Source organism: Streptomyces sp. NPDC001407 (assembly GCF_042895325.1).
Taxonomy (GTDB): Bacteria; Actinomycetota; Actinomycetes; order Streptomycetales; family Streptomycetaceae; genus Streptomyces.
Genome location: NZ_JBIAWF010000016.1, coordinates 98,755 through 115,340, shown reverse-complemented (window position 1 = coordinate 115,340; position 16,586 = coordinate 98,755). Strand labels below are relative to the sequence as shown.

The following is a 16,586-nucleotide window of genomic DNA, read 5'->3' as shown; positions in this document are numbered from 1 at the left end:
CGTGGTCGGCGGCCGAGCCGTGCGGATAGGCTCCAGCGCTTCGAGGTCAGCGGACTATCGAGGTTCAACGACGAGAGGTGTCCTGGGATGCGGCTGTATGCCGCCGTCGCGGTGAGTGGATTCCGCCGCTATGCCACGTATCGCGTCGCCACCGCCGCCGGTGTCTTCACCAACACCGTTTTCGGCTTCATCATCGCCTATACGTTCATCGCCCTGTGGGACGAACGGCCGCACCTCGGCGGCTACGGCCAGGCGCAGGCCCTGACCTTCGTCTGGGTCAGCCAGGGGCTCCTCGCGGCCATGGCGCTGCTCGGCGGCGGCTTCCAGGAGGAGCTCCAGGAGCGCATCCGCACCGGCGACATCGCGGTGGACCTCTACCGCCCCGCCGACCTCCAGCTGTGGTGGTTCGCCGCCGATCTGGGCCGGGCGGCCTTCCAGCTGCTCGGCCGCGGGGCGGTGCCGCTGGCCGTCGGCGCGCTCTGTTTCGAACTGGCCCTGCCCACCGACCCCCTGGCCTGGCTCGCCTTCCTGCTCTCCGCCCTCCTCGGTTTTGGCGTGGGCTTCGGGCTGCGCTATCTGATCGGCCTGTGCGCGTTCTGGATGCTCGACGGCACCGGACTCAACATGGTGAGCATGCTGTTGAGCGGCTTCTTCTCCGGGATGCTGCTGCCGCTGACGGTCTTCCCCGGAGCGTTCGGCGAGACCGTACGGCTGCTGCCGTGGGCGGCGATGCTCCAGGTCCCGGCGGACGTCCTGCTCGGCCTGCACACGGGCGCGGGGCTGGCCCGGGCGCTCGCCTTCCAGGCGGCCTGGGCGGTGCTCCTGCTGGCGGCGGGGCGCGCCGTGCAGTCGCTCGCGACGGCCAAGGTGGTGGTCCAGGGTGGCTGACCGGTCCGTGGTGGTGACGGGGATACGGGCGTACGGGATCATCGTCGCGATGTGGGTGCGCTCCACGATGGCCTACCGCGCGTCGTTCGTGATGACGACGATCGGCAACTTCGTGGCCAGCGGCCTCGACTTCGTCGCCATCATGCTGATGTTCTCCCACATCGACGCGCTCGGCGGCTTCTCCCTGCCGGAGATCGCGCTGCTGTACGGCGCGAGCAGCTGCTCCCTCGGCCTCGCCGACCTGGTGCTCGGCAGCATGGACCGGATCGGGCAGCGGGTGCGGGACGGCACGTTCGACACGCTGCTGGTGCGCCCGGCGCCGGTCCTCGCGCAGGTCGCCGCCGACCGCTTCGCGCTGCGCAGGCTGGGCCGCATCAGCCAGGGCGCCCTCGTGCTGGGCTGGGGGCTGGCCCGCGTCGACGTCGCGTGGACGCTGCCCAAGGCGCTGTTCACCGTCGCGATGGTGCTCGGCGGGGCGGCCCTCTTCGCGTCCGTCTTCATCGTCGGCGCGGCGTTCCAGTTCTGGGCGACGGAGGCGGCGGAGGTGCAGAACTCCTTCACCTACGGCGGCGCCACCATGCTGCAGTACCCGCCCACGGTCTTCGCGACGGAGCTCGTCCGCGGGGTGACCTTCATCGTCCCCCTGGCCTTCGTCAACTGGCTGCCCGCGCTGCGCCTCCTGGGTCGCGACGACCCGCTGGGCCTGCCCGGCTGGGTCGGCTGCTGCGGGCCCCTGGTCGCGCTCCTCATGCTCACGGGCGCGGGGCTGGTGTGGCGGGCAGGGCTGCGGAGCTATCGGAGTACGGGGAGCTGAGAGGCGGACAGTGGACGGTTTCATCGAACTCGACGGCGTGGAGAAGGTGTTCGACGTACGCCGGAAGACCGGTTTCCTGCGCCGCGAGCGGCATCAGGTGCGGGCCGTGGACGGCATCAGCTTCCGGGTGCCGCGCGGCGAGATGGTCGGCTACATCGGCCCCAACGGAGCCGGGAAGTCCACCACCATCAAGATGCTCACGGGCATCCTGACGCCCAGCGGCGGCCGGCTGCGCGTCGCGGGGATCGACCCCTCCCGCGAGCGGACGAAGCTGGCGCACCGCATCGGCGTCGTCTTCGGACAGCGCACCACCCTGTGGTGGGACCTGCCGCTGCGGGACTCCTACGGACTGGTGCGCCGCATGTACCGCATTCCTGACGCCCGTTACCGAACCAATCTGGACCGCTGCGTCGAACTCCTCGACCTGGGCGAGCTGCTCGACGTGCCCGTGCGCCAGCTCTCCCTCGGGCAGCGGATGCGCGGTGACATCGCGGCGGCGCTGCTGGACGACCCCGAGGTGCTCTATCTCGACGAACCGACGATCGGCCTGGACGTCATCAGCAAGGCGAAGGTCCGGCAGTTCCTCCGCGAGGTCAACGCCGAACGCGGCACGACGGTCCTGCTCACCACGCACGACCTCACCGACATCGAGCAGCTGTGCAAGCGGGTCATGGTCATCGACCACGGCCGCCTCGTCCACGACGGCGGGCTGAGCACGCTCCACACGGTGGGCGGCAGCGAACGCACGCTCGTGGTCGACCTGGAGCACGAACTCCCGCCGATCGAGGGCGTTCCCGGCGCCCGCACGGTGAAGGTCGCGGGACCGCGCCAGTGGCTGGCCTTCCCCGCGGACAGCAGCGCGGCCCCGGTCGTGGCGGCGGTCGCGGAGCGGTACCCGCTGGTCGACCTCTCCATCAAGGAACCGGACATCGAGGACGTGATCGCGAGGATGTACGCGGAGCGGGAGGTGTGAGGCTCAGCCCAGGGACTTGCGCTCGGCCTTCCTCGCCTTGCGGGTGACGCCCACGCCGCCCCACAGCGCGAAGCCGGTGACCCGCACCTTGGGCGCGCCGGGCGTGCCCGGTCCGGTCGCCCGGTCGCCGAAGCCGCCCATGATGCCGATGCCGGAGACCTGGACGTCCAGGTCCGGCGGTACGACGACGCCCATGCCGCCCATCAGGGCGAAGCACCGGATGACCACCTCGCGCTCCGCGAAACGGGCCTCACGGAGGTCGATCTGGCCGCCACCCCACATCGTGAAGGCGGTGAACCGCCGCCCCACCGTCCAGCGCCCCGCGCGGTGGAAACCACCGAAGATCCCGACCGCCCCGCCGGACGTGGCCCTCCCACCGACCCGCTCCGCCCAGCCGTCCGCCGGGGCGGCGCTGTGGGTGGTCGCCGGCAGATCGCGCACGAGCGGCTCCAGCTCGGAGTGCGTACGAGCCTTGTACGCGGCCTCCAGCCGCTGCTCGAACTCCCCCATCTCCAACCGCCCCTCGGCGACGGCCTCCCGCAGGACATCGGCAACCCGATCCCGCTCGGCGTCGGAGGCACGCATGTCGGGGAGTTCGCTCGTCATGCGAATAGATTAGCGAGGGTGGGGTGCGCGCCGTCGCCGCCTGCGGGCCGGTCGCGCCTGCGGCGGGCTTTGTTCCCCTACCCCGCCCCTCCCCGAAACTGGGGCTTCGCCCCAGACCCCGAAGCACGCTTCGCGCGCTGTCCTCAAACGCCGGACGGGCTGGATTGCACGGATCGTGGGTTCGTTGCCTGCGGGCCGCGTCATCTGTGGGGTGCGGAATTACGAGCCACGGTCCGCAATCTCAGCCCGTTGGGGGCACCTCTGGGGGCACCCCCGGACGGAGTCTGGGGGAGGTAGCTGGGGGAGTTTGAGGACGCGCACGCAGTGCGCCCCCGCCGCAGGCGGCAACGGACCTGAGGTTCGGGGTCTGGGGCAGCGCCCCCCACGCGGCGGAGCCGCACATCAGATGCAGCCGGGAAGGGGCGGGGTAGGGGAACAAAGCCCGCCGCAGGCGCCACGCACCCCGCTTTCTCTCACCGCCTCACAACGCCGTAACCGCCTCCCCCTTGAGAACCTCAAGGTCGATGGAATCGGCCATCACCTGATACCCCGCGTCATTCGGATGCAGATGATCCCCGGAGTCGTACGCGGGAAGAAGCCCCTCCGGAGACACCGGATCCCGCAACGCCCGGTCGAAGTCGACCACCGCATCGAACACCCGCCCGGACCGAATCGCCTCGTTGACCCTCTGCCGGGTGATCTCCTGAAGGTCCACGGCCCCCTTGTGCCCGCCGAACGGCGTAAGCGTGGCACCCACGACCCGCAGCCCCCGCGTATGTGCCCGCTCGACCAGCTTCCGCAGGCCGGCGACGATCCGCTCCGGATCCCGCTGCTGCGGCGTACGCAGGATGTCGTTGACGCCCAGCGCCATGATCACGACGCGCGCGCCCGTCCGGCCGAGGACGTCGCGGTCGAAGCGCTCCAGACCGCTGGCGTTGTTCACGGGCGCCGGCCCGGCGTTGCTGAGCAGGATGCGGTTGCCGCTGATGCCCTCGTTGAGGACGCTGTAGCGGGGCGCGCCGGGCTCGGTGCGCAGCCGGGTGGCGAGGAGGTCCGGCCACCGGTGATTGGTGCCGGGGGTGGAGTTGTAGCCGGCGGTGATCGAGTCGCCGAAGGCGACGACCGCGCCGCGGGCCTCCCGGGACCAGACGTCGACGGCGGTCAGATAGCGCCAGGACTGGACCTTGGTGGTGTAGCCGGTGCCGTGCGGGTCCTCGGCCTGGTCGCCGCGGGCGAGGTAGGACGTCTGGCGGGACTGGTTCTGATAGGTCGCCGGGCCCGACGGCGTCGGGGAGAAGGTGGTGACCAGCAGGTCGGCCCCGGCGGCCACGGCCAGCTGCACGGGGTCGCTCAGCAGCGACTGCCCGGCCGGGATCGTCACCGTCGGCTGCCCGCCGAAGCTCAGCCTGCGCATGCTGCCGGGCACGGCGGCGGGGGAGCCGTGGGCCGCGGCCACGGCCAGGGAGGCGTGGGTGACGGGCAGCGGCTGCGCGCCGTAGAGGTTGGAGAGCTGGATCCGGGCGGCCGTGCCGGTGACGCCGTTGTGCACGACGTTGCGGATGGACAGCCCGGGGAAGCCCAGGCGGGTGTTCGGCTCGGCGCCCGACGGCGCGGTGGCCCAGGACCCCACCCATTCACCGGAGGCGGCCGGTGCGGCCGTGCCATGCGCCTCGTGCGGCTCCGCGGCGGGCGTGCGGCCGCGGCCTCCGACGCCGACGAATATCGCCGTCGAGACGAGAATCACCACGGCTGCCAGTGCGGCGAGCACGGCGTAGGCCGTACTTCGGGGCAGAGGTGGCCTGTTCATGGCGGGCTTCTCCTGGGAGTGGCGGAGCGAGACGCTCCGGTGCGGAACCGGGGACGAGACAGCGACTGATCAGCAACAGCGCCCTCGCGGTCCGATCGCCGTTCCATGATCCCACGGGGGCCGGGGGGCGCGCCTGTCGGCCGGTGGGTCACGCAACGTGTCACATGCGACTTGTCAGACGCCGGGAACTCGCGGTCCGTTCCCTGAGTACCTCGGGTAGGGACAATGCACGTGAAGACGGCTGGAACGGGTGGTGCGGATGGAACGGTCCCCTGACGGCGGTTCGGGAGCCGTCGAAGGAGTGGTGCCCCCGGCAGCGGGCGGCCTCACCTATAGCGCCGCGGATGAGGAGAAAAGGCGCGGCGTGCGCCGCATGAAGGGGCTCGCGACCGGTCTGCTGCTCCTCGTCGCGCTCGTCTACGCCCTGGCGAAATGGGGCCAGTCCGCGGGCGCGGGCGCCTGGGCGGGCTATGTCGCGGCCGCCGCGGAGGCGGGCATGGTCGGCGCGCTGGCCGACTGGTTCGCCGTCACCGCGCTGTTCCGGCGCCCGATGGGCCTGCCGATCCCGCACACGGCGATCATCCCCACCAAGAAGGACCAGCTGGGCCAGAGCCTCGGTGAATTCGTCGGCGAGAACTTCCTCTCCGGTGATGTCGTACGCGTAAGGCTGCGGACCGTCGGCATCGCCTCCCGGCTGGGGGCCTGGCTCGCCGACCCCGAGCACGCCGACCGGGTGACGGCCGAGCTGGCCACGGCGCTGCGCGGCGCCCTGACGGTCCTGCGCGACTCCGACGTGCAGGCCGTCGTCGGCGAGGCCATCACCCGCCGGGCGGACGCCCAGGAGATCGCGCCGGGCCTGGGCAACATGCTGGAGAAGATCGTCGCCGACGGCGGCCACCACAGGGTCGTCGACCTGGTGTGCGTACGGGCCCACGACTGGCTGGTCACGCACGGTGACTCGGTGATGCAGGCGGTCACCGGCGGCGCGCCCGGCTGGACGCCCCGCTTCGTGGACCGCAAGGTCGGCGAGCGCGTCTACAAGGAACTGCTGCGCTTCGCCACGGAGATGCGAGACATGCCCGAGCACCCGGCGCGCGGTGCCGTCGACCGCTTCCTGGGTGACTTCGCGCGCGACCTGCGGTCCGACACGGACACCCGGGCCCGCGTCGAGCGCCTGAAGTCGGAGGTCCTCGGGCGCGGCGAGGTGCAGGACCTGATCGCCTCCGCGTGGAGCTCCGTACGCGCCATGATCGTCGCCGCCGCGGAGGACGAACGCAGCGAACTCCGCCTCCGCGTGCGCGCCGGGCTCCTCTCCCTGGGCGCCCGCATGGCCGGCGACGACCGCCTCCGCGCGAAGGTCGACGGCTGGCTGGAGGACGCGGCGGTCTACGTCGTGACCACCTACCGCCACGAGATCACCGCCCTCATCACGGACACCGTCGCGAGCTGGGACGCCGAGCACACCTCCCGCAAGATCGAGGCGCACATCGGGCGGGACCTCCAGTTCATCAGGATCAACGGCACGGTGGTGGGCGCGCTGGCGGGCCTGTGCATCTATTCGGCGTCGCGGCTGGTGGGGGCGTAGGGCAGGCCCCGGGCGCGGCCTCTCCCGGCCACCGCCGGGAGGCGCCCCGGGGTGCGCACCCCCACTTGCCGCACCCCATGTGCCGCGCGCGGCGGCAGGGTTAGGGTCGGCCCGTGCTGAAACGTCCCACCTTGCTGTGGTTGCTCATCCCGTACGTCCTGTTCCTGGGGGCCCTGCCCCTGGTGGACCGGATCCGTCCGACCGTCCTCGGTCTGCCCTTCCTCTTCGCCTGGCTCCTCCTCGCCACGCTCCTCACCCCCGCCGCCGTCTTCCTCGCCTGGCGCGGTGACCGCAAGCGAGGCCGCGTATGAACGCCACCGTCGCCACCTCCGTCTTCGCCGGCTTCATGGTGCTCACCGTCGCCCTCGGCCTGCTGGCCGTGCGCGGCAGGGGAGCGGGCGGCGGGCTCGCCGAGTGGTCGGTGGGCGGCCGCAGCCTCGGCACGGTCTTCATCTGGGTGCTGATGGCCGGTGAGGGCTACACGAGCTTCAGCTATCTGGGCGCGGCGGGCTGGGGCTACAACTACGGCGCCCCGGTGCTCTACGTCATCGCGTACATGTCGTGCGGGTACGCGATCGGCTACGTCGTCGGCCCCACCCTCTGGTCGTACGCCCGCAGGCACGGCCTCGTCACCATCACCGACATGGTCGCCCACCGCTACAACAGGCCCTGGCTCGGCACCCTGGTGGCGATCCTGGCGACGGTCTGCCTGCTGCCGTACATCCAGCTGCAGATCACCGGCATGGGCGTGGTCGTCTCGACCATCTCCTACGGCGCGATCAGCCTGAACTGGGCGTACTTCATCGCCTTCGCCGTGACGACCGGCTTCGTCGTGGTGAGCGGGCTGCGCGGCAGCGCCTGGGTCTCAGTGCTGAAGGATGTGCTGGTCATCGGCACATTGGGCTTCCTCGCGGTCTACGTACCGCTGCACTACTTCGACGGCTACGGCCCGTTCCTCGACCGGATCGTGGCGGAGAAGCCGGACTGGCTGACGTTCACGGGCCACGGCGGCAGCGGGCTCGGCGGCGGCTGGTTCGTGACGACGAGCTTCCTCAACTCCCTCACTGTCGTCATCTTCCCGACGACCGTGGCCGGCTACCTCGGCGCGCGGAACGCAGGCGCCCTGCGCCGCAACGCGATGCTGCTGCCGTTCTACAACGTCCTGCTGTTCGTGCCGATGCTCCTCGGCATGGCGGCCGTCTTCGTCGTGCCCGGCCTCACCGGCGCGGGCTCCAACCTCGCGCTCTTCAAGCTCGTCGTGGACTCGCTGCCCGCGTGGGCGGTCGGCCTGATCGGGGTGGCGGCGGCGCTGTCGTCGATCGTGCCGATGGCGGTGTTCATGCTGGTCATCGGCACGATGTGGGGCAAGAGCGTGCTCGGCGTCATGCCCCGGCTCGCCGGGCGCCCCGACCGGCAGAAGACGGGCGCCCAGGTCGTCGTCGTGGCCGCGGGCACGCTGGCCCTGCTGATGACCTACACCGCGCCGAACACCCTGGTGAGACTGTCGCTCATCTCGTACGAGGGCATGGCCCAGCTCGTCCCCATGATCCTGCTGGGGCTGGTGTGGCGGAAACTGACGCTGTGGGGGGCCATGAGCGGCCTCGTGGCGGGCGGGACGCTGGTCTGCGCCCTGGTCTTCACCGACCACGACCCCGTGTGGGGCGTGAACGCGGGAGCGCTCGCCCTGGGCGTGAACGTGCTGGTGGCGCTGGGCGTCTCCTGGTGGGGACCGCGGCCACGGCCCGCGGACGCCGCGCGCCCCGACGAGGAGGTGCTGGCGCGGGATCCCGGCCCGGGTGAGGCCGTTGTCAGTGGCACGGTCTAAGTTGGACTTCTGAAGTCCGACGGAGGATTCGTCAGAGGATTTGTCGGAGAAGGGGGGCCGCGCTGATGAACGCCGTATTCCGTACGCACGTGAGCGTGCTCCTCTTCCTGCTGTCCGAACTGCTCCTCGCGCAGAGCGGCTTGCTGGGCGTGGTCGCGCTCGCCGCGACCACCGCTGTCGCGGCCGCCCTGCTGCTCGCCGCCGTGGCCGCCACGGCCCGCACCCGCGGCCCGCTCACCCCCACGCGAATACGCACCGCGATCCGCGACCGGGAACTGCGTACGGCGTTCCTCGCCCAGCGCGATCCCGACGGACGGGGCCGGCGACGGCCTCGCGCGCCCGGCCGTGCCCTCCCGACGGCCGCGTAGGCGCTCACCGCTTCTCTCCCGCTGAGCCCGCGCGGCTCGTCACGCCCGAATGCTTCTGATTCCGGTACGACGAGACCCGTGGAGGGCTCACCATGTCCGCTTTCGTTTCCCCGCTCCTTGCCTGCCTCACCTCCCTGGCAGAGGCGATCGACCCGCTGTTCGGCGCCTCGGCCACGGCTGTCGCGATCATCCTGTTCACCCTCGGCGTGCGGCTCGCGCTGCACCCGCTGGCCCGCTCGGCGGCGCGCGGTCAGCGGGCCAAGGCCGAACTCGCCCCGCGCATGGCCGAGCTGCGGCGCAAGCACAAGAGCGACCCCGAGCGGCTGATGCGGGCGATGCGTGAGGCACACGCGAAGGCGGGGGTGTCACCGATGGCCGGCGCCCTGCCGTCGCTGGCCCAGCTGCCGGTCCTGTTCGTGATGTACCACCTCTTCAGCAGCGGCGCCCCCGGCCTGCTGGACCACACGCTGCTGGGCGCGAGGCTGGGCGGCCACTGGACGGACGCCCCGTTCGGCACGCAGGGGCCGGTCTACGCGGCCCTGTTCGTCGTGGTCGCGGCGGTCGCCACGTGGACGTACGTCCGCTCGCGCCGGACGCCCGTGCCGGCCGGGGCACCGGCCCTGACGAGGTATCTGCCCCTGCTCTCCTTCGGGACGCTGATCACGGTGGCCGTGGTCCCGCTGGCAGCCGGGCTCTATCTCGTGACGAGCAGCACGTGGACGGCGCTGGAGCGGGCGTACCTGACCCGAGGGCTGCCTGCCGCCCCGTCCACCGCCTGAGCGGCCCGTTCCGCTTGGGGAGGGGAAAGACACCGGCCGCCAACAGGCCGAAACCTTCCTTGCGGAGCCCCCCTCCGTTCGCACACGATCAAACCGATCCCTCGATGGCCGTCCCCATCGGCCGACCCGGACGGGCAACCGCCGACCACGACCTCGGGAGACCGGATGAAACTGCTGCGCACAGGCCCGCCAGGAGCGGAACGCCCCACCCTGCTCGACGACGAGGGCACGCTCCGTGACCTCACCACGGTCGTGGACGACATCGACGGAAGGCTGCTGGGCGACCGCTCCGCACTGGAGCGCGTACGGGCCGCGGTGGGCGCCCGGATCCTCCCGGCCCTCGACCCGGCGGGCCTGCGGATCGGCCCGCCGGTCGCCCGCATCGGCAAGATCGTGTGCGTGGGCCTCAACTACCACGGCCACGCCGCCGAACTCGGCGTACCGGCCCCCGAGGAGCCCGTTCTCTTCCTCAAGGCACCGGACACGGTCGTCGGCCCGGAGGACCCGGTGCTGGTGCCACGCCGCAGCGAGAAGACGGACTGGGAGATCGAGCTGGCCGTCGTCATCGGCCGCACGGCACGCCACCTGGAGACGGACGCGGAGGCGCTGGCCTCGATAGCCGGCTACGCGGTGGCGAACGACGTGTCCGAGCGGGAGTTCCAGCTGGAGCGCGGCGGCCAGTGGGACAAGGGCAAGAACTGCGAGACGTTCAACCCCCTGGGCCCCTGGCTGGTCACCACCGACGAGATCCCCGACCCACAGGCCCTGCGCCTGCGCCTGTGGGTCAACGGCGAGCTGAAGCAGGACGGCACGACGGCCGACCAGATTTTCCCGGTCGCAGAGGTCGTCCGCTACGTCAGCCGCTTCATGACGCTCTACCCCGGCGACATCATCAACACCGGCACCCCCTCCGGAGTGGCGGACGGCCACCCCGACCCCAAGCCGTACCTCCGGGCGGGCGACGTGATGGAACTGGAGATCGAGGGCCTGGGCCGCCAGCGCCAGCAGTTGAAGGACGCGTAGGGGCACCGGACGAGCCGGGACCGGCCGGTCCCGGCTCGTCAGCCGCGGGCCGAGGCCCCCGGACCCGGCGCTGCGTCAGGGACGCAGGATGCCGTCGAAGCCCGCCCAGTCCGACCAGGTGCCGTTCACGGACGTCTGCCACCGGTGGAAGATGTTGCCGGCGCTGTTGACCCCGAACAGCTCGATCCGTCCGTCCGCGTTGGTCTCGGCGGCGACCTGGCTCAGCGCCCCGTCGAACTGCGCCCAGCCCGACCAGGGGGACCCGCTGAAGTTCTGCGAGCGGTGGAAGACGCCGTCGCCGCTGTTGGTCCCGAAGATCTCCAGCCGTCCGTCCGCGTTCCGCGCCGCCGCGATCGTCGTGAGCGCACCGTCGAACTGCACCCATCCGGTCCAGGACCCGCCGGGAGTGGTCTGGTAGCGGTGGAAGATGTTGCCGGCGCTGTTCACACCGAAGAGCTCCAGCCGTCCGTCCGCGTTGGCCTCCGCGGCCACCTGCGTCAGCGCGCCGTCGATCTGGTCCCAGCCCGACCACGGGCCGCCGATGGAGAGCTGCGAACGGTGGAAGATGCTGCCCGCGCTGTTGGCCCCGAAGAGCTCCAGCCGCCCGTAGACGTCGCGGGCCACGGCGATGGAGGTGAGGAGTCCGTCGAGCTGTTCCCAGCCCGACCAGGCGCCGCCGGGGGACGTCTGCCAGCGGTGGTAGATGTTCCCGGCGCCGTTGACGCCGAAGAATTCCATCCGGCCGTCGGCGTTGGTCTCGGCGGCGACGGCACGCAGCGCGCCGTCGAACTGGACCCAGTTCGCCCAGGGCCCGCCGATGCTGTTCTGCGACCGATGGAAGACGGCGTCGCCACTGTTGACGCCGAAGAACTCCAGCCGCCCGTCCGCGTTCCGGGCCGCGGCTATGGAGGAACCGAAGGGGGAGGTCGTCCTGACGCCGTGGGACGAGGGGGCCGCGGCCGCCTCCGACCAGCCGACACCCGGCGCGGCCGCCAGCACCGTCACGGCCGCCACGGCCGCGACACCTGCTCTCAGGGAACGGATCCACTGACCCATCCGTCTGTGTCTCTTACCCATGCGACTGTCCTTTCCTGTGCAGAAACGGAGAACCCACGGGGTCGGGGCGCGGAATCCGGCGCCCGGTTTCTGTACGTCGATCGGCACGCATCGAGCGCCCGCACCCTACAACGGCGCCATGGCCCAGCCCAGAGCCGGCGACGGGCTGGCGGAAACGATGCGCGAGGGCTGCCCTCAGGTGGGGCGATTCGGGGGAAAGGGGGCGTGTGCTGCCCCACTCACGCGCCCTGAGTGTGCATATTTTCGGACATGCGCAAGGTATTGGGCGGAACAGGCCGGCACCGACGTCCGAGACGGTGGCGCGGCCGACGGCCGCTGGTCGCCATGACCGTGGTGTCCGGCGCACTGCTGGTATGCGCGTTCACGGGCCTGGACCGCCCACCCACGCGCTACGTCCCGGTGCACCACCGCAGCACGCCGCCCCTGGGCGACACGATGGTCCTGGGCGGTGGCCTGATGCTCGCCGGCGCGGGCCTGGGCCTGATGGTCCTCGTCAGGTCCCGGCAGGGGAGGGGGCGGCTGTAACGCTCTGTCCCTGGGGGGCGTCAGGAGTCGTTGCCCTGAGCGGGATTGAGGACGTCTTGCTGTATGGCGTGGACGAAGGTCTGCCATGTTTGCGGTGGGAAGGTGAGCGCGCCGTGGGACCGGGCCTTGCTGTCACGTACGGCTATGAGTTCGCCGCTTGCCAGCCGAATTTCGACACAGTCGTCGCTTTCGTCAGGGCTGTAAGAGGACTTACGCCATCTGTAGCGGGATAAGTAGTGGCGTATCACGGGATGCACCTCACTCGCGTTCAAGCTCTTGCGCGATGGATGAGATCAGCTCGGCTGACTCCTGGACCGACAGTGCTGAAGCTTGCAACTCTTCGAATGCTTTGCGGTACTTCGCCACGGCCTGGTCCTCGTCCAAGTACAGATCGCCCCCAAGGTAGGACACCTGGACGACATCGAACTCCAGTGGCTCGGGGTAGGAGTACAGGATGAAGGATCCGCTGGTGTTTGTGAACCTGCCCTGTGAGTAGGGGATGACCTGGATCGCCAACTCTGGACTCTGGCTCAGGGAGGCCAGGTGGCGCAGCTGGTCGGCCATGACCTGAGGGCCACCGATCTGTTGGTGAATTACGCCCTCCGTCAAGACACTTGCGTACTTCGGAGGATTGCCTCGGAGGAAGATGCTCTGGCGGCTCATGCGAATATCAACGGACAGCCTGAGCTGCTCCTCGGACAATGGCTGCGATTGGCCTTCGAGTACGGCGGTCGCGTACGCCTGGGTCTGCAGCAGCCCGGGAACAACTCGGCACTGGAACGCCGCGATGCTGGCCGCATCCGACTCCAAAGTGAGCGTTTCTTTGAAGTGGTTCGCGAGCGCCTCGCTGTATCGATGCCACCAACTGCGTTTGTTTCCCTCGGCCGCGAGAGCGATGAGCCACCTGCGTAGCTTCTCGTCCTCGGCTCTGTAGAGGTTGAGCAAGACCTCAAGCTCAAGTCGAGTGGTACGGAACAGCCCCGTCTCTTGTCGGCTGATCTTCGTCTTGTCGCCGTGGATCGCTTTCGCCGCTTCTTCGGTCGAGATGTTGGCTGCTTCTCGAAGTGCTCTCAACTCGGCGCCCAGCCTGCGGCGACGAGCTGTCCGACGGGCGTTCCCCATGGCTTCCTCCCCTGCTGGCGGTGCTTGCCCAGTGTGGTCCAGAAGCCAGGCCGCAGGCGTGCGATCACCCACAAGGATGAAGCTGGCCCACTATGGGCCCAACTTGGTTGCGCTAGCCCAAATGGCGGTCCATCGTGGATACGTGGCTACGGTGCGTAGCCGAACACCGGCACTGGGGGGAAGGCGCGCGGAGCGATGACGTACAGGAACGGCGCGTTCGTGGTGGACACCCGCGAAGAGCGGATCGGGCAGGTGATCGACAGCGTGGGGAGACGCGGGCACCTACGCGAACCAGGAGGCGGGCAGGAGTGGGAAGTCCCCTTCTCCGCCCTGCGGTTGGCCACGCGGGACGAGCGGGAAGTGATCGGCCTCTGGCCCCAGACGATCAAGCCGTTCCGAGGGTGCGGGGAGTGCCCGGAGCTCGCGGCCGCGCTGCGCGACGCCCAGGCCGGCGGCGACAGACTCAAAGCCGCGAAAGCGATCCTCGCTCAACGCGCGCACTGGCGACTGGAGCACGGACTGTGACCATCGCAGCGACACTCGCATGTACACACCGCGACAGCTGGACACACACCGGAGGCGAAGCCCGCTGCGAAAGCTGCGGGGTGAGACGGTTCACGGAATACCGCGCGGTGCGCCCACCGGGAATAGCGCAGGCACTGACCCCACCCCGCAGGACCGCCGCAACCGCGGACCGCGCGGCAGCCGAGTGGCTGATGCGCCGAACCCGCCGCAGGGGATGGCGACCTGGAGGGTGACACCATGCGCCGGACAGAAAGGCGCCGCCATGGAACAGCCCCGGCACGGGACACCACACCACCTCGAACTCTGGCTCCCCGACCTCGCTCGCGCGGAAAGAAGCCTCGGATGGCTACTGGAAACCCTGGGATACGAGCCGTACCAATCCTGGGAACACGGCCGCAGCTGGCGGCTCGGATCCTTCTACATCGTCGTCGAGCAGTCCCCGGCACTCACCACCCGCACCCACGACCGCCACCGCCCGGGCCTCAACCACCTGGCCTTCCACGTCGAGAACCGGACCACGGTGGAGACCCTCACCGAAGCGGCAAAGAAACAAGGCTGGCACCTGATGTACGCCGACCGACACCCGTACGCGGGAGGGGAAAAGCACTACGCGGCGTTCCTGGAGAACGACGACGGCTTCGAGGTCGAACTGGTAGCCCAGGAATAGCAAAAGCGGAGACACCGAAACGGACCCGCACTTGCCCTCCGGCGGGAGGGGGTGGGGCCGGAGGGTGGGGTTCTGGAACGCGGTGCGACTTCAGGGCGCCCAATACGTCTTACGGTGCCTGCACCGCGTTCCAGGTCCCCAGCCCGGAGGCGCCGCCCCCGGCACCCACAACCCAGCCCGTCCGGCGCTTGAGGACACGCCCGAAGGGCGTCCCGCCGCAGGCGCACACAACCCGCACCCAGAAGCGCCCCCGCACCCAGCGGAAAGCGCACCCAGCGGACCCCGCAGCAGAATCAGCCCCCCACTGCCCCCAAAAACCGCTCCAACCCCTCAACCACCAACCCGTGATCCTCCCCCTGAGCCAGCCCAGAGACAGCGACCACCCCCACAACCCCCGTCCCGCGCAAGCGAATCGGAAACGCCCCACCATGCGCCGCATAGCGATCAGGATCAAGACGGGAGTGAGACTCGAACGTACGCCCCTTCGCCCGGAACCGCGCCCCGACAAGGAAGGAGGACTCCGCATACCGCTCAACCACCCGGCACTTGCGGTCGACCCAGGCGTCATTGTCGGCGGACGTCCCCGGCAACGCACAGTGGAAGAGCCGCTGGGAACCCCGCCGGATGGAGACGGTAACCGCCGCACCACGCTCGCGGGCGAGGGAGACGAGCAGGGACCCCAGCTCCCAGGCATCATCGTTCCCGAACCGATCAAGAACGAGCCGCCGCTCATCATCTTCCAGCGAAGCGACGACGTCCTCCAGGGAAGCGCCCTCGCCCCTCACCCGAGCAACCTCACCCATCACACCGCCCCCTCAACCCGCACCACACGCCCTTCATCAGCCGAAACCCGAGCCGCTTCGAGGACCCGCAAAGCCGCAGCGGCCTCACGAGCGGAAACCGGCGGCTGACCACCCGGGCCAGAAAGGAGGGCTTCCACCACGGCCGAGTAGTAAGCGGGGTAGTCACCAGGCAGCGTGTGGACGGGTTCGCCGCCACCCGTGCGCGGAGACTCGCCGGCGCCGATGCGCCCCCAGGCGGACTCGGGCTCGACGCCCCAGGCCGCAGGGTCGTCCGACGGGCGGAGCCCTTCGCGCAGGGCTGCCTCCTGGGGGTCGAGGCCGTACTTCACATAGCCGGCGGAGCTGCCCAGCACCCGGAAGCGCGGGCCGAGTTGGGCGGTGACGGCGCTCACCCACAGCTGGGAGCGGACGCCGTTCGTGTGGGTGATGGCGATGAACGTGTCGTCGTCGGCCTCGGCGCCGGGCCGGCGGATATCGACCTCGGCGTACACGGTGGCGGCGGGCCCGAAGAGGGCGAGGGCCTGGTCCACGACGTGGCTGCCCAGGTCGTAGAGGAGCCCGCCGATCTCGGCGGGGTCGCCGGACTCCCGCCAGCCACCCTTCGGCCGGGGCCGCCACCGTTCGAAGCGGGACTCGAAACGGAGGACGTCCCCGAGCGCGCCGTCACGGATGAGCTGCTGGACGGTACGGAAGTCGTTGTCCCAGCGGCGGTTCTGGAAGGCGCTGAGCAGCAGGCCGCGTTCGTCGGCGAGGTCGGCCAGGGCCTCGGCCTCGGCGGCGGTCGCGGCGAGGGGCTTGTCCACGACGACGGGCAGCCCCGCTTCGAGGGCGGTGCGGGCGAGGGCGACGTGCGTGCGGTTGGGGGAGGCGATGACGATGAGATCGAGCTCGTCGGCGCGGGCGAAGAGGGCGTCCGTGTCGGCGACGGTACGGACACCGGGGTGTTCGGTGACGGCCTGGCGCTGCCGCTCGGGGTTGGCGGTCACGACGGTGTCGAGGACGAGACCGTCGGTCGCGGCGATCAGCGGGGCGTGGAAGACGGAGCCCGCGAGGCCGTAACCGATGAGCCCGACGCGGTAGGGGGTGCGGGGGGTGTCAGTGGTGCCATCCATGCGTTCCACTTTGGCAACGCTGTTGCGAAAGTGCAAGCGGTGACGACAATGGTGAGGTGAGCAGTACGAATACCCCCCGCCAAGCCA

At 70.3% G+C, this 16,586-nt stretch carries 20 protein-coding genes; 13 read left to right on the top strand and 7 right to left on the bottom strand.

All coding sequences use genetic code 11. The annotated features are described in order from the left end of the window. Window positions 1-87: 87 nt before the first annotated feature. From ACFY1P_RS22380 to ACFY1P_RS22370, 3 genes are read left to right on the top strand one after another with little or no spacing between them, the layout of a single operon-like run. Window positions 88-888: an ABC-2 family transporter protein gene (locus ACFY1P_RS22380; RefSeq protein ID WP_361523741.1), complete on the top strand. Its 801-nt coding sequence runs from the start codon at window positions 88-90 to the stop codon at window positions 886-888. Between the two features lie 49 nt (window positions 889-937). Further along, window positions 938-1,702, top strand: a complete 765-nt coding sequence (locus ACFY1P_RS22375) for an ABC transporter permease (protein WP_361523792.1) — start codon at window positions 938-940, stop codon at window positions 1,700-1,702. 10 nt (window positions 1,703-1,712) lie between these two features. Further along, a complete protein-coding gene (locus tag ACFY1P_RS22370) occupies window positions 1,713-2,675 on the top strand; it encodes an ATP-binding cassette domain-containing protein (RefSeq protein WP_390751683.1) in 963 nt (320 codons plus the stop codon). A 3-nt stretch (window positions 2,676-2,678) separates the two neighbouring features. On the opposite strand, the gene ACFY1P_RS22365 is transcribed toward ACFY1P_RS22370, so the two are convergent. Both ACFY1P_RS22365 and ACFY1P_RS22360 read right to left on the bottom strand, forming a co-directional pair. After that, window positions 2,679-3,281, bottom strand: a complete 603-nt coding sequence (locus tag ACFY1P_RS22365) for a DUF1707 domain-containing protein (protein WP_390751682.1) — start codon at window positions 3,279-3,281, stop codon at window positions 2,679-2,681. 481 nt (window positions 3,282-3,762) lie between these two features. Then, entirely contained in the window at window positions 3,763-5,088 is a 1,326-nt protein-coding gene (locus ACFY1P_RS22360) for an SGNH/GDSL hydrolase family protein (protein ID WP_390751681.1), read from the bottom strand. A 259-nt stretch (window positions 5,089-5,347) separates the two neighbouring features. On the opposite strand from ACFY1P_RS22360, the gene ACFY1P_RS22355 reads away from it, so the two are divergent. The 6 genes from ACFY1P_RS22355 to ACFY1P_RS22330 all read left to right on the top strand — a co-directional run bounded on the left by ACFY1P_RS22355 (window position 5,348) and on the right by ACFY1P_RS22330 (window position 10,668). Further along, window positions 5,348-6,673 carry a DUF445 domain-containing protein gene (locus tag ACFY1P_RS22355; RefSeq protein ID WP_361523751.1) on the top strand — a complete coding sequence of 442 codons (1,326 nt, stop codon included), beginning with the start codon at window positions 5,348-5,350 and terminating at the stop codon, window positions 6,671-6,673. 113 nt (window positions 6,674-6,786) lie between these two features. Next, window positions 6,787-6,984 carry a DUF3311 domain-containing protein gene (locus ACFY1P_RS22350; protein ID WP_390751680.1) on the top strand — a complete coding sequence of 66 codons (198 nt, stop codon included), beginning with the start codon at window positions 6,787-6,789 and terminating at the stop codon, window positions 6,982-6,984. Beyond that, a complete protein-coding gene (locus tag ACFY1P_RS22345) occupies window positions 6,981-8,498 on the top strand; it encodes a sodium:solute symporter (RefSeq protein WP_390751679.1) in 1,518 nt (505 codons plus the stop codon). Before ACFY1P_RS22350 ends, ACFY1P_RS22345 begins: the two co-directional genes overlap by 4 nt. A gap of 65 nt (window positions 8,499-8,563) precedes the next feature. Then, complete coding sequence (locus tag ACFY1P_RS22340) at window positions 8,564-8,866, top strand: DUF6412 domain-containing protein (RefSeq protein WP_361523760.1); 303 nt, start codon at window positions 8,564-8,566, stop codon at window positions 8,864-8,866. A 92-nt stretch (window positions 8,867-8,958) separates the two neighbouring features. Continuing rightward, entirely contained in the window at window positions 8,959-9,645 is a 687-nt protein-coding gene (locus ACFY1P_RS22335) for a membrane protein insertase YidC (RefSeq protein WP_361523762.1), read from the top strand. A gap of 165 nt (window positions 9,646-9,810) precedes the next feature. Then, window positions 9,811-10,668, top strand: coding sequence for a fumarylacetoacetate hydrolase family protein (locus ACFY1P_RS22330; RefSeq protein ID WP_390751678.1), 858 nt, complete (start codon window positions 9,811-9,813; stop codon window positions 10,666-10,668). 75 nt (window positions 10,669-10,743) lie between these two features. Here the strand turns inward: ACFY1P_RS22330 and ACFY1P_RS22325 are convergent, their stop codons facing one another. Beyond that, the gene (locus ACFY1P_RS22325) at window positions 10,744-11,745 is read right to left on the bottom strand and encodes a tectonin domain-containing protein (RefSeq protein ID WP_390751677.1); all 1,002 of its coding nucleotides are present in this window, start codon (window positions 11,743-11,745) and stop codon (window positions 10,744-10,746) included. Between the two features lie 324 nt (window positions 11,746-12,069). On the opposite strand from ACFY1P_RS22325, the gene ACFY1P_RS22320 reads away from it, so the two are divergent. Beyond that, window positions 12,070-12,270, top strand: coding sequence for a hypothetical protein (locus ACFY1P_RS22320; RefSeq protein WP_361523770.1), 201 nt, complete (start codon window positions 12,070-12,072; stop codon window positions 12,268-12,270). A gap of 20 nt (window positions 12,271-12,290) precedes the next feature. Here the strand turns inward: ACFY1P_RS22320 and ACFY1P_RS22315 are convergent, their stop codons facing one another. Both ACFY1P_RS22315 and ACFY1P_RS22310 read right to left on the bottom strand, forming a co-directional pair. Continuing rightward, the gene (locus tag ACFY1P_RS22315; protein WP_390751676.1) at window positions 12,291-12,518 is read right to left on the bottom strand and encodes a DUF397 domain-containing protein; all 228 of its coding nucleotides are present in this window, start codon (window positions 12,516-12,518) and stop codon (window positions 12,291-12,293) included. A 10-nt stretch (window positions 12,519-12,528) separates the two neighbouring features. Continuing rightward, on the bottom strand, window positions 12,529-13,392 hold the full coding sequence (locus tag ACFY1P_RS22310) for a helix-turn-helix domain-containing protein (RefSeq protein WP_390751675.1): 864 nt from the start codon (window positions 13,390-13,392) through the stop codon (window positions 12,529-12,531). A 195-nt stretch (window positions 13,393-13,587) separates the two neighbouring features. Between ACFY1P_RS22310 and ACFY1P_RS22305 the strand changes: the two genes are divergently transcribed. The 3 genes from ACFY1P_RS22305 to ACFY1P_RS22295 are packed head-to-tail and all read left to right on the top strand — an operon-like array spanning window position 13,588 to window position 14,584. Next, complete coding sequence (locus ACFY1P_RS22305; protein WP_390751715.1) at window positions 13,588-13,917, top strand: hypothetical protein; 330 nt, start codon at window positions 13,588-13,590, stop codon at window positions 13,915-13,917. Next, a complete protein-coding gene (locus tag ACFY1P_RS22300) occupies window positions 13,803-14,150 on the top strand; it encodes a DUF6255 family natural product biosynthesis protein (protein WP_390751674.1) in 348 nt (115 codons plus the stop codon). The genes ACFY1P_RS22305 and ACFY1P_RS22300 overlap by 115 nt, the downstream gene beginning before the upstream one ends. Window positions 14,151-14,179: 29 nt before the next feature. Continuing rightward, window positions 14,180-14,584, top strand: a complete 405-nt coding sequence (locus ACFY1P_RS22295) for a VOC family protein (protein WP_390751673.1) — start codon at window positions 14,180-14,182, stop codon at window positions 14,582-14,584. 293 nt (window positions 14,585-14,877) lie between these two features. On the opposite strand, the gene ACFY1P_RS22290 is transcribed toward ACFY1P_RS22295, so the two are convergent. Next, window positions 14,878-15,387, bottom strand: coding sequence for a heme-degrading domain-containing protein (locus tag ACFY1P_RS22290; RefSeq protein WP_361532376.1), 510 nt, complete (start codon window positions 15,385-15,387; stop codon window positions 14,878-14,880). Then, the gene (locus ACFY1P_RS22285) at window positions 15,387-16,499 is read right to left on the bottom strand and encodes a Gfo/Idh/MocA family oxidoreductase (protein WP_361532373.1); all 1,113 of its coding nucleotides are present in this window, start codon (window positions 16,497-16,499) and stop codon (window positions 15,387-15,389) included. Before ACFY1P_RS22285 ends, ACFY1P_RS22290 begins: the two co-directional genes overlap by 1 nt. Window positions 16,500-16,586 lie beyond the last annotated feature (87 nt).

Coding starts and splice junctions, on each gene's coding strand:
- ACFY1P_RS22380 (WP_361523741.1), top strand. CDS start 88: ATGCGGCTGTATGCCGCCGTCGCGGTGAGTGGATTCCGCCGCTATGCC.
- ACFY1P_RS22375 (WP_361523792.1), top strand. CDS start 938: ATGTGGGTGCGCTCCACGATGGCCTACCGCGCGTCGTTCGTGATGACG.
- ACFY1P_RS22365 (WP_390751682.1), bottom strand. CDS start 3,281: ATGACGAGCGAACTCCCCGACATGCGTGCCTCCGACGCCGAGCGGGAT.
- ACFY1P_RS22360 (WP_390751681.1), bottom strand. CDS start 5,088: ATGAACAGGCCACCTCTGCCCCGAAGTACGGCCTACGCCGTGCTCGCC.
- ACFY1P_RS22355 (WP_361523751.1), top strand. CDS start 5,348: ATGGAACGGTCCCCTGACGGCGGTTCGGGAGCCGTCGAAGGAGTGGTG.
- ACFY1P_RS22345 (WP_390751679.1), top strand. CDS start 6,981: ATGAACGCCACCGTCGCCACCTCCGTCTTCGCCGGCTTCATGGTGCTC.
- ACFY1P_RS22340 (WP_361523760.1), top strand. CDS start 8,564: ATGAACGCCGTATTCCGTACGCACGTGAGCGTGCTCCTCTTCCTGCTG.
- ACFY1P_RS22335 (WP_361523762.1), top strand. CDS start 8,959: ATGTCCGCTTTCGTTTCCCCGCTCCTTGCCTGCCTCACCTCCCTGGCA.
- ACFY1P_RS22330 (WP_390751678.1), top strand. CDS start 9,811: ATGAAACTGCTGCGCACAGGCCCGCCAGGAGCGGAACGCCCCACCCTG.
- ACFY1P_RS22325 (WP_390751677.1), bottom strand. CDS start 11,745: ATGGGTAAGAGACACAGACGGATGGGTCAGTGGATCCGTTCCCTGAGA.
- ACFY1P_RS22320 (WP_361523770.1), top strand. CDS start 12,070: ATGACCGTGGTGTCCGGCGCACTGCTGGTATGCGCGTTCACGGGCCTG.
- ACFY1P_RS22310 (WP_390751675.1), bottom strand. CDS start 13,392: ATGGGGAACGCCCGTCGGACAGCTCGTCGCCGCAGGCTGGGCGCCGAG.
- ACFY1P_RS22305 (WP_390751715.1), top strand. CDS start 13,588: ATGACGTACAGGAACGGCGCGTTCGTGGTGGACACCCGCGAAGAGCGG.
- ACFY1P_RS22295 (WP_390751673.1), top strand. CDS start 14,180: ATGGAACAGCCCCGGCACGGGACACCACACCACCTCGAACTCTGGCTC.
- ACFY1P_RS22290 (WP_361532376.1), bottom strand. CDS start 15,387: ATGGGTGAGGTTGCTCGGGTGAGGGGCGAGGGCGCTTCCCTGGAGGAC.
- ACFY1P_RS22285 (WP_361532373.1), bottom strand. CDS start 16,499: ATGGATGGCACCACTGACACCCCCCGCACCCCCTACCGCGTCGGGCTC.